This window comes from Acinetobacter sp. 231_lipA, assembly GCF_058243005.1.
In genome coordinates this window covers 1,674,237-1,686,096 of sequence record NZ_JBZAYU010000001.1, presented here as the reverse complement: position 1 = coordinate 1,686,096, position 11,860 = coordinate 1,674,237, and the positions used below count along the sequence as shown (strand labels likewise).

The 11,860-nt window shown below is 41.3% G+C and carries 8 protein-coding genes and 1 pseudogene; 5 read left to right on the top strand and 4 right to left on the bottom strand.

Annotation, left to right across the window (positions count from 1 at the left end; genetic code table 11):
* Nucleotides 1–31: 31 nt before the first annotated feature.
* Nucleotides 32–1,936: pseudogene (locus tag AC4CUX_RS08315) on the bottom strand (choice-of-anchor I family protein).
* Between the two features lie 163 nt (nucleotides 1,937–2,099).
* Between AC4CUX_RS08315 and mdtD the strand changes: the two are divergent.
* The 4 genes from mdtD (at nucleotide 2,100) to AC4CUX_RS08295 (ending at nucleotide 6,458) form a co-directional block, all read left to right on the top strand.
* Nucleotides 2,100–3,494, top strand: coding sequence for a multidrug transporter subunit MdtD (gene mdtD / locus AC4CUX_RS08310; protein ID WP_005401015.1), 1,395 nt, complete (start codon nucleotides 2,100–2,102; stop codon nucleotides 3,492–3,494).
* A gap of 98 nt (nucleotides 3,495–3,592) precedes the next feature.
* The gene (locus AC4CUX_RS08305; protein ID WP_411692111.1) at nucleotides 3,593–4,378 is read left to right on the top strand and encodes a glycoside hydrolase family 25 protein; all 786 of its coding nucleotides are present in this window, start codon (nucleotides 3,593–3,595) and stop codon (nucleotides 4,376–4,378) included.
* Nucleotides 4,379–4,513: 135 nt separating this feature from the next.
* Complete coding sequence (dinB, locus tag AC4CUX_RS08300; protein ID WP_005401017.1) at nucleotides 4,514–5,575, top strand: DNA polymerase IV; 1,062 nt, start codon at nucleotides 4,514–4,516, stop codon at nucleotides 5,573–5,575.
* 526 nt (nucleotides 5,576–6,101) lie between these two features.
* Nucleotides 6,102–6,458, top strand: coding sequence for a RidA family protein (locus AC4CUX_RS08295; protein ID WP_005401018.1), 357 nt, complete (start codon nucleotides 6,102–6,104; stop codon nucleotides 6,456–6,458).
* A 63-nt stretch (nucleotides 6,459–6,521) separates the two neighbouring features.
* On the opposite strand, the gene AC4CUX_RS08290 is transcribed toward AC4CUX_RS08295, so the two are convergent.
* Together AC4CUX_RS08290 and AC4CUX_RS08285 are read right to left on the bottom strand one after the other, a co-directional pair.
* A complete protein-coding gene (locus AC4CUX_RS08290; RefSeq protein ID WP_005401019.1) occupies nucleotides 6,522–7,064 on the bottom strand; it encodes a DUF2726 domain-containing protein in 543 nt (180 codons plus the stop codon).
* Nucleotides 7,065–7,469: 405 nt separating this feature from the next.
* Nucleotides 7,470–9,875 (bottom strand): YgiQ family radical SAM protein, encoded by a 2,406-nt coding sequence (locus AC4CUX_RS08285; protein ID WP_039890347.1) that lies wholly within the window; start codon nucleotides 9,873–9,875, stop codon nucleotides 7,470–7,472.
* Between AC4CUX_RS08285 and AC4CUX_RS08280 the strand changes: the two genes are divergently transcribed.
* Nucleotides 9,874–10,101 carry a hypothetical protein gene (locus AC4CUX_RS08280; protein WP_228128224.1) on the top strand — a complete coding sequence of 76 codons (228 nt, stop codon included), beginning with the start codon at nucleotides 9,874–9,876 and terminating at the stop codon, nucleotides 10,099–10,101. The genes AC4CUX_RS08285 and AC4CUX_RS08280 overlap by 2 nt on opposite strands.
* 274 nt (nucleotides 10,102–10,375) lie before the next feature.
* On the opposite strand, the gene AC4CUX_RS08275 is transcribed toward AC4CUX_RS08280, so the two are convergent.
* Nucleotides 10,376–11,668 carry a M20/M25/M40 family metallo-hydrolase gene (locus tag AC4CUX_RS08275; protein WP_080543918.1) on the bottom strand — a complete coding sequence of 431 codons (1,293 nt, stop codon included), beginning with the start codon at nucleotides 11,666–11,668 and terminating at the stop codon, nucleotides 10,376–10,378.
* Nucleotides 11,669–11,860: the final 192 nt, after the last annotated feature.

Here is an 11,860-nt window from a genome sequence, read left to right as displayed (position 1 = left end):
TGCTCTTTTTTCAAATTCAAAACTCAGTTTTTTAATTGAGTTTGACTTCATAAACCGCTGTACTACCACTGACTTCATTTCCGACCACCAATAGCGGGTGACCATTGGGTGAATTCTTCGCCGCGATGAAAATCAAACCTTCTGGGCCTAAGTCACCTTGCTTCGTGACTTCTGTTTCATTGGTATTGCGATGGTTCAGATACTGAACAAATTTAGCCTGATTCGGGTTGCTAATGTCATACACCATGATGCCACTGGCACGCTCAAGTCCAATAAAGGCAAAGGTCTTTGCACCAATTTTACCCAACGTCACGCCTTCAGGTTCAGGGCCTTTATTATCACTACGGTCATCAAATTTAAATGCTTCATGATTGCTATTAAATTGATGTGGAAACAACTCCGCAATTTTTCGCTCAAACTCACTCCCCGAGTCCCACACAATCTGCTTGGTTTCAGGGTCGACAATACTCACCGAACGGCCACCATAAGCATATAATTTGTCATAAGTCAGACGACCATTTTCATCTAGCTTCGGTAGACCTGTTAGTGGATCTTTTTGATAACCTTACGTCCAACTAATGGTCAAACGTCCAATTTGTGAATCTTTAATTAAATTATCCGCGCAGACTTCTATTGCGTCAGCCGTTTGACAAGGTTTAAACACCTCGGGGTTTAATTTCGCCCCTTTTACGCCCGGTGCAAGCTGACGTAAATGCGCGGCATAATCGCCTTTGGCATCAAAACCTGCTTTTTTAAACAAATGTTTAATGCGTATCTCTTCTGCATAACCAGCATTTAAGTCCCCGCCTTCAAAGTATTTGGCTTCATCCCTTAGCCATTCACGGGCATCCCCTTCATTGGCTGTGACCAAATAGGTTTTACCGTTGGCTTGGTATGATGCAATGGCATCGGGCATATACATGCCATATAGCCCTGGCCAAGAACTAATATTAATCATGCCTGCATCTTTTGCACATTCTGTAATACTACGTCCCAAAGAGTCTTGACCAATAGCACAGTCACGGTCACTTCCATCCAAGGCATTTTCAGGCAAACTATGGTCCTTGTAGCCCATCGGGAAAAGGTCAACAAATTGATTTTTTGCTAGGTCTAAAACCCCAATGGCATTGTTTTCCTGCAAACTGACCCATGCTTTTTTACCATCAGTACTGACTGCGATGTACTCAGGCTCTAGGTCTTGTGCAACGGTAGTCGTTTGAATACCTGCGGTCGCTACATTTGGGTATTGACTGATGTCTGGGCCAAAAATACGAATGCCTGCATCTAATAAGTCTTGTTTACGGTCATTCCATGCGCGGAAGCCCGCAATGATTGCTGTTGGTTTTTGAATATCTGAAATATCAATAATGCTGACGGAACCTTCGGGATCGACTTGATACCCTTCATTCGGTTCCGCTTCATTCGCTACCAGTACTTTTCGACCATCAGGCGTGAAGGTCAACATATCTGGCAAAGCTCCCACGTTGACTTGGCTGATAAAGGAAAGATCCTGTGCTTTAAAAAAAGCCACAATACCGGTTTGGGTTTTATCCTCAGCCTGAACCGCAAGCGCCACAATGCCATTATGCACCGCGACACTATTCACCTCGGAATTGGCTAAATAAGTTTTGGCATCCAAAGATTGGATATATGTCGGTTGCGCTGGTTGGGAGAAATCTAAAACATCGACCATACCTTTTTGTGCATTCACCACGAACAGACGCTTACTCGCAGCATCATAGGCAGGGATTTCAGCTGCACTTTGTCCAAATATCCCCGATTCATAACTTGCAAGATGAACCAGTTCAATACTATTCGGCGTGGCTTCCTCTACCACAGGCGGTGATGTGATAGTTTGCGCATCATCACTGTCATTACACCCCGCTAAGCCCAACCCCATGCATGCTAAAAAGACAGCACTATATGTTTTATTCATCATGATCTAAATATCGGTTCAAATTTGACCAATGTATGATGCACGCGTTGCAAACACATGACGTAGAGATGTCAATTTAATGGCATGTGATGAATGTACATTCGCAACAACAGTCCAACTTAAATTAAGCTAAACTGTTTAAAAATTTCACTTTGTTGTATCTATGAACCAAACGCCGACCCATCAAGCACTCGCTCCTGAGTACCGTCTTTTGGTACTTCTGGTTTCGATTGGCTTTTTTATGCAAGGCTTAGATACCACCATTGTGAATACCGCTCTACCGGCTATGGCAGCCAGTCTGAATGAAGACCCGCTGCAAATGCATAGCGTGGTAGTGGCCTATGTGCTTGCCGTTGCTGCCTGTATTCCCTTGAGTGGCTGGCTCGCCGACCGTTTTGGAGTGCGCAATACCTATTTCAGTGCCATTATCATTTTTACCCTTGCCTCGCTGGGCTGTGGCTTTTCTGAAAGTTTAAATGAATTATTGTTCTATCGCGTGCTACAAGGCATCGGTGGTGCATTATTGCTCCCTGTTGGCCGTTTAGCCATGCTCAAGGTCATTCCGCGGACGCAGTTCTTATCGGCCATGAGTTTGATGAGTCTCGCGGGACTGATTGGCCCACTGATCGGTCCAACACTCGGGGGCTGGTTGGTCGAAGTCAGTACATGGCATTGGATTTTCCTGATTAACCTCCCCATGGGACTGTTAGGGGTTCTGATTAGCTTTAAAGCCATGCCGAATGTCACCGAGCAGAATGTGCAGCGTTTTGACTTTTGGGGTTTTATCCTGTTGGTGATCACCATGGCAGGACTATCTTTAGGGATTGAAAATTTTGCCAGTCCGCACCTGACTTTATGGTGGAGTATTGGGCTGATTGTACTGAGCTTGGCGACTGCGCTTTGGTATGCCTATCATGCACATACACATCAAAATGCGCTATTTCGCAGTAAACTGTTTCGTAACCGCATTTATGCCGTGGGTATTTTAGGTAACTTCTTTGCTCGCCTCGGTGGCAATGCCATGCCCTTTTTAATGCCACTCATGCTCCAAGTGGCTTTCGGCTTTGAACCTTTTGTGACGGGACTCTTGATGATTCCGACCGTGTTGGGTTCACTGGCCTCCAAACCCATCATTCGTCACTTGATTCAGCGCTTTGGTTATCGCCATGTGCTTTTGGTTAACACCTTATTGGTCGGTGTATGTATCGCCAGTTTTGCCCTCAATACCGCAGACACCCCAACCTGGTTGCGCGCGCTGCATTTCTTTGTTTTTGGTATGCTGAACTCACTGCAATTTGTATCTATGAATACCCTCACGCTGAAAGATCTGCCACAACAAGATGCCAGCAGTGGCAACAGTTTCTTGTCGATGATCATGATGGTGTCGATGAGTATTGGTGTGGCTCTGGCAGGTACTTTGGTTAATGTCTTTACGGCATATTGGGGCACAGATCACATCGTCATGGCATTCCATAACACCTTAATTGTTTTGGGCTGTATTAACCTAATTACCGCAGCCATTTTCTGGTACATCCCTAAAGATACCGTGGATGAATAACAGATACAAAGTACCGCTATTCACTGACCATAATCATCATGGTCAGTTCCGCAAATTCGAGCTATGATGATGAGCTAAAAACCAATACCTGCAAAAGCATGTCCGCAAGAAAAAAAGTTTCCACGCCGTCAAAAACCTCATATCCCTATTACATACTTGCCTGTGTAGTGATGCTATGTGTCGGACTGGGGATCACCTATTTTTTCTTACAGAACAATGTCGCATCTGCCCAAGAGTATCCAGTAAAAGGCTTTGATGTGTCTCATCATCAGGGCGACATCCAATGGCAATCTATTTCTCCCCAAGAGTTTAAATTCGTTTATTTAAAAGCCACTGAAGGGGGCGATTTCAAAGACCGTAAATTTCAGGACAATTGGCTCAAAGCCCGTGAACAAGGCTTTTTGGTCGGAGCCTATCATTTTTATCGTTTATGCCGTGATGGCCAGATTCAGGCCCAGAACTTTATCGAAACTGTACCGAAGAAAACCGATAGTTTGCCGCCTGTGATTGATTTGGAATATGACAGCACCTGTATCAACACCTACACCAGAGAACAGCTACTCAAAGAAATTCAGGTCATGCACGACCAACTGTATCAACACTATGGTTTGCAACCCATTTTTTATACTTCTAAAGCATTTTATAATATTGTTTTAGTCGATGAATTTAAACAAACTCCCCTTTGGATTCGTGAATATCAAGGCCAGCCTGAGCTCAAAGGCAATCCGAAATGGATCTTTTGGCAACACACCAGCCAAGGTCAAATTAAAGGCATACCAACCTTGGTGGATCTCAATGTATTTCAGGGTTCAGAACAAGATTGGATCAGCTTTTTAGAGCGCCAAGGACTTTATCAACTGCCACAAAACTTACCAATCAAGTAAGCAGTTCCAAGCTCATCATTGAAGTTCAAATACAAAAAACACCAAGTCAAACTCTGTCGCTTATGCCACATACAGGACTACGCAATCGATCTGAATAGTGCAATACTGGTTTAGGTTTCAATATTAAAATTCAGCATGCGAAAAATCATTCACATCGACATGGATGCCTTCTATGCCTCGGTGGAGTTACTTGATCGTCCCGACTTAAAGCATTTACCTGTGGTGATTTCTTCACACCACCCTCGTGCCGTCATTGCAGCTGCATCCTACCCTGCACGTCGCTACGGACTCCGCTCTGCCATGTCGATGACTCAAGCCAAAAAACGCTGCCCTCAAGTGGTGGTGATTGAACCTAATTTCTCTAAATATCGTGCGGTCTCAGCGCAAATTCATACAATTTTTCAGCGTTATACCACACTCATTGAACCGCTTTCCTTAGATGAAGCTTATTTAGATGTGACGGAAAATTTACAACAACTGGCCAGCGCCACAGAAGTTGCTGAACGCATCCGTGCTGATATTTTTCAGAGCACAGGACTGACCGCCTCTGCGGGTGTTGCACCGAATAAGTTTTTAGCCAAAGTTGCATCGGACTGGAATAAACCGAATGGTATCTGTGTAATTAAACCCTCACAAGTTCAGCAGTTTATTCAGCACTTGCCGCTTAAAAAAATCCCTGGAGTGGGTAAAGTCATGCAAGAAAAATTACATGCACTCAAACTTGAAACTTTAGGTGATTTACAGCATGTGGATGAAAATATCCTGATTCATCATTTTGGCAAGTATGGCAAACAGCTCTATCTCTATGCACAAGGGATTGATGAGCGTCCTGTACAAGCGGAACGAGAACGTCAGCAAATTTCAAAAGAAACCACTTTTGATGATGATTTAACTATTGAACAGTGTCTCCCATTTTGGCCCAAGTTGATTGCACAAGTCTGGCAAAGCTTAGAGAAAAAGCAACTGTATGCCCGCGGTGTCACTGTCAAATTGAAACTGAAAAGCTTTCAAACCCTACAGCACAGTAAAAGCTTCAAAACACCATTAAAGCATCAAACTGAACTGCAAATGACCTTAGATATCTTACTCAAAGAAATGCAAATCACACCGGATCAACAATTTCGTCTGATCGGTGTTGGGGTCTATGCACTTTCGACTCAAGAGCCTCCACCCCAGCTCTCTTTATGGTCGAACTGAATGCTCAATCAGTCACTTTTTAATCAAAAGAACAAAAATAATGCAATTTAGCATTCACAAACTGTTTTTTTAGAGTAATCTAATGACGCGCTGCATTTATCCATGTAACCGCTGAGATGCTAAAACTTACCTTTACTTTTAGCATACGTCCTGTGATTGGCGTGACGATCAAATCCGAAGATTACAGGACATCTCTGATATTTATATGGTATTCCCGCCTCTATATTACAGAGCAGTGCTCTAGCATCAGAATAATCCAATATTTTTAAATATACTGTTATAAAGCCCGCATAAGATTTACCTATTAATCGCGTTGCTTCATTTTCTGTAATTCCCACGTCAAGATATTGAACCCATCCTCTGTTCACATGTACTTACAGCAAGAGATAGAATCCTTCACGCTGTAAAATTCTGCACCTGATTGAAAGCCAACATCATAGCCATCTGTCATACATGAGTTTGTGGTAGGCTATTGAACTACTTTTTATGTTCTATTTTTATACTCATCACACAGGATGCATACATCATGACGGTTCAACGTTTGCATGTCTCAAATCGTTTTTCTGAAGTTGCGATTGCTGGCAACCTCGTTCATTTGGCAGGTCAACTGGCGTCTGACTTTGATCTCGATATTAAAGGTCAAACCCAACAAACATTCGACATGATTGACCAATTTTTAGCTGATGCAGGCACAGATAAAAGCCATATTTTATCTGTGACGATTTATTTAAAAGACATTGAAAAAGACTATGCCGCTTTCAACGAAGTTTGGGATGCTTGGGTTGCAGACATTGATGCCTTACCCCGTACCTGTGTTGAAGCTAAACTTTATGATCCACGAGTATTGGTAGAGTTAACCGTTGTTGCAGTGAAACCTACATAAAAAATACACGCATCATAAAAAGCATAAATCTTCATGTTTTTTATGATGAACGCTGAGATTCAGTTAGCCGATCAGACGTAATTTTCGAGTTTGTGCTGCATTATAGTAATCATATTTTTTGGTCGCATGCTTATCTTTAGTCAAACGCGATGAGGCATAGAGATCGCCATAAAAATCTTCACGTAACTGATGATAGTCAGGCACTTCTTCATAACGAATCACTTTATAGCCAGCCATATCGAGGATCGCATCCTGAAACTGTGCCTTTTGTGGACGTTTCAGTGAAAGCGGATCTTCTAAAGCAACCACTGCCAAAACTTGTTGTGCACTATCCACAATGACAAAATCAGCCACCAAATTGCGGTATTTATTTCGTGTACGCGAAAATTTTGTAGTGAGTAAGGCATCATAAGATACATGTGCCAGCACAGTATGATGCGGTAAAATTTCTTTCAAACGAGTATAAGTCAGTTGTTCATGCATACTAAAAATAGCACGTTGTCTTAATGCACTATCTTGCTGCTTGGTCTTAGGGATCAACGCTTTACTCGCTAAAATCATGACCAGTATCAACAACACGCTACCAATTACCATATAAGTTGTCATATTTGTATCCTTTTCATCTTTATTATAATTTTCGGTATCACACCGATTTTTATCCGATCAGTATAACCTATTTTATCCGATCAGTATAACCTACTGACCATTTACCCAAACCACGCAATAAAAAAACTAAAGCTAAAATCAAACAAACGCTGATAAAACTAAACAATTTTTTGCAATGTCATCCGTTGTAACACGTTTTGTTTTAATCCGAATGAAATTTTGGCTCTGTAGCCTATCTACACTGTAATAGAGTGATTCATTCACGTGCAATATGATTCTTCGGATTGACCCAATTTTCCCGACGGATGGCAAAAAAGCCAATCTCTAAGCTATTTTTCTAACGCAATAAAAAAGATTGATCCTAAAAAAGGATGCCGTAGCATCCTTTTTTATATTCAATTGCCATTAAGCACGTGACTTAGACTTCGGTTTTGACTTGGAATGTCCAAATGGCTTCTTGGCGTCACCTGTTTCGCGCGGTGGTAAACCTGTATGTTGCGTTAAAATCTGACCACGTTCAGGACGCTTCTTGGTATTTGATGGACGAGATTGATTTTTCGCTTGTTGGTTACGGCTATCACCATTACGTTTTTGCGAATCACCATCCACGGTTGAGTTTTTCTTACGAGCAGACTGATACTGACCTTCTGTCCCTTGCGGTTGATAGGTTGGAATCAAATGCTGTTTCGAGTTACCAATCAAGTCTTGGCGGCCCATCTCCTTTAAAGCTTCACGTAATAATGGCCAGTTGTTTGGATCATGATAACGCAAGAAGGCTTTATGCAGACGACGACGCTTCTCACCTTTCACAATATCAACATCTTCAGTATATCGCGCCACTTTAGCTAATGGGTTTTTACCCGTGTGATACATGGTGGTCGCGGTTGCCATTGGTGATGGATAGAAAGTCTGTACCTGATCGGCACGGAAACCATTTTTCTTCAACCAAATCGCCAAATTCATCATGTCATATTCGGTCGTACCCGGATGCGCTGCGATAAAGTACGGAATTAAATATTGCTCTTTACCTGCTTCCTTACTGAAACGATCAAACATTTGCTTGAAACGATCATAGGTTCCGATGCCCGGTTTCATCATCTTAGACAATGGACCTTTTTCGGTATGTTCAGGCGCAATTTTTAAATAACCACCGACATGATGCTGAACCAATTCTTTGACATATTCAGGGTTTAACACCGCTAAATCATAGCGTAAGCCTGAACCAATCAGGATCTTTTTGATGCCTTTGAGTTCACGTGCTTTACGATATAACTGTGTTAATGGTGCATGATCTGTATGTAAGTTTTGACAAACACCTGGATAAACACAGGATGGTTTACGACAGTTCTTTTCAATCTCAGGGTCTTTACAATGCAAACGGTACATATTTGCAGTTGGTCCACCCAAGTCAGAAATGATGCCGGTAAAACCCGGTGCAGTATCACGAATCTTTTCAACTTCACGTAAAATCGATTCTTCAGAACGGTTTTGAATGATACGACCTTCATGTTCCGTAATAGAACAGAACGTACAACCGCCAAAACAGCCACGCATGATATTTACAGAGAACTTGATCATATCAAATGCAGGAAAACGCGCCTCCCCATAGACAGGATGCGGTAGACGTGCATAAGGTAAATCAAATACATAGTCCATTTCTTCCGTCGTTAACGGAATCGGTGGAGCATTTAACCAGACATCACGCTCGCCATGCTTTTGTACCAATGCACGAGCATTTCCTGGATTGGTTTCAAGGTGCAAAATACGGTTGGCATGTGCATATAAAACGGGATCATCTGCCACTGCTTCAAATGCAGGCAAACGAATCACAGCCAGTTCACGCGGCGGTAATTTATGTTTAATTGCCTTTGAAGACGGCTGTAATTGCACAATTTGTGTATCAGGATCAAGTTGATCCCCTTCACGAACAATTTGATTCGTCACAATTTCTTTTTGGAAATTTTGGTATTGGGTTAAAGAATTACCCTTATCTTTTTCAATTTCACAGCCATCTAAATCTTCAGTCATTACATAAGGATTGATAATCGGATCAACACGGCCAATGGTATCCACATCATTCGATGCGATTTCCACAAACTTGGCTTTAGATGGACGGTTTAATTTATTCACGATAAATGCCGTGCCACGAACATCTGTAATTTCGTGAATCTTTTCGCCTTTGGCTAAGCGATGCATCACTTCAGTAATTGAACGCTCACCATTACCATACATCAAAAGATCGGCTTTTGAGTCCATCAACACTGAACGACGAACTTTGTCTGACCAATAGTCATAATGTGCAATACGACGTAAAGATGCTTCAATTCCACCTAACAATACAGGTACATCTGGAAATGCTTCGCGTACACGTTGGCAATATACGGTTGCTGCACGGTCTGGACGTTTATTGGGTAAATTATCTGGTGAATAGGCATCATCAGAACGAATTTTACGATCAGCCGTATAACGGTTGATCATCGAATCCATGTTCCCAGCAGTCACACCCCAAGCGATATTTGGCTTACCCAAAACGCGGAATGCTTCAACATTAGTCCAATCAGGTTGTGCAATAATCCCGACACGGAAACCTTGTGCTTCTAACGTACGGCCAATAATGCCCGAACAAAATGATGGATGGTCGATATACGCATCACCACAGACCAAAATAAAGTCACAACTATCCCAACCGAGTTGGTCCATTTCCTCGCGCGACATCGGCAAAAATGGCGCAGGTTCAAAACATGACGCCCAATATTTGTCGTAATCAAACAACGCTTTAGGCGCGGTCTGCATAGTATAAGCAGTAGACATGGCTAGCAATTCTCGGCTGGCAGATGAAAGATCTCAAATAAAGATCAAAGATGAAAGCCGATCATTTTACCATGAATTACATTCAGCTTGCTTGGTTAAAAAAGCATCATATACAGCATGTTATCATTTATTTTTTTATGCAAACGTAATTTCGAAGTTTTTATTTAAAAAGAAACAATTCGACAGTGAAGAGACAAAAGCTGACCCTTCATTCCTTAAAGAATAAAGACTAAGGTCCAATCACTTAGGACAGTAGAGACAATGCACCGAAACCCAACAGATTCAGGTGAATTAGGCAGCAAAGAATGAAAAATTAACATCAACTATAGCTATGCCGATCTCTCAGAACATCCCTCACTTGATATAGTTTTTATTTAAGAGCTCATCCATTTTCTTATAAGATTCTAATATTTAGATTAATGAAAGATGCTGCTAAAAATAAACACCATCTCTCATGATGTAAAAACTCAAATCAGTTGAGTTCTTTCATACCAACTTTATTATTTTTGAGCGGTCGATAAATCCATAATCAACTTTGTCGCTAAATATAAACGCGGCACAATACTTTCGACCAGAATATATTCAGCATTATTCGAATGTGCACCATCACCAGATAAGCCCATGCCTTCTAAAATCGCTGCTTTCGAATTTAAGCCAGCAAATGCGGCATCTGTACCACCACCTGTTGCTTCAGCTAAGACCTTCATTGGTAAGTTAAAATCATTTTTGTAAATAAGCTGTGCTTGTTCAGCCAATTTTTTTGCCTGTGGATTTGCCATTAAAGGTGGGCGACGCATTTCAAACTTTAACTTAACTTCACTATCAGCTAACTTTTTACGTTTAATCCTTTCCTGTAATACACGTTCCACTTGCTGAAAATCTTTAACTTGCAAAGCACGAACATCTGCTTGTGCAGTCGCAAGGTCTGGAATCACGTTACGCACTTTACCTGCACTCGCTACAGTCCAGTTTAATTTCAAGCCTGTTTTAGGATTCGATAAGTCTTGTAACTGTAAGATTTGATGTGATAATTCTGTCAGTGCATTTATGCCTGCTTCAGGCTTAACCCCTGCATGTGCAGATTTCCCGTGAACCTCTAAATATGCTGCACCAATCCCACTGGTGGCTAATCGTAAACTACCATCTTTACCACCACCTTCAAATGACAAAACTACATCTTGGTCTTGTGCAGTTTCAGTAATCAGTTTGCGTGAACCTGGCGAACTGATCTCCTCATCGGAGTTAAGTAAGACTGTAATCATGCCATAATCTTGATAATTCAACTTTTTCAAAAGATCAAGCGTATGAATAATCGCAGCAACCCCCTGTTTATCATCTAAAATTCCGAGACCAAAAACTTTATCCCCTTCCATTTTAAAAGGTTGGTCTTTCAACATCCCTGTTAAATACACCGTATCCATATGAGCAATTAGCATAATTTTACTGCTGCCTTTACCCTTTAAAACAGCTTTTACCATTGGACCAGTCTGTTGGGGTGTATCATCCATACGATATATATCTTTAGCTTCTACAATACTGACCTCAGCACCTGTCGTTTTTAATTGTTCGGCGACATATTTAGCGATCTTACTCACGCCGACAAGATCTTTACTCCCCGACTCAATATTGACTAAAGCCTCTAGAGTATTTAAATAATTCTTTTTTTCTGATTCAACCAGTTGTTTGACCTGATCATTAGACACAGCATGTACTTGCCCAAAAGCCAAACAGCTTAACAACGCACATGAGATTAAAGGAAGTTTTTTCAGTTGAAATTGAATTTTATTAGACATACTCATTATTCCATTTAAAGATATTGCTAACAAACTATGAAAATTTGATCGACTATCCAATATTTTTAAAAATCTAAAAATAAAAATGTTAGATAGATTAAATGTCATGATCGATAAATAAGTTAATCAGTATGTAGAAACCAATCCTAAATCTCAATTAGACGATTGATTCCTTTATTATTTAACCTTCCT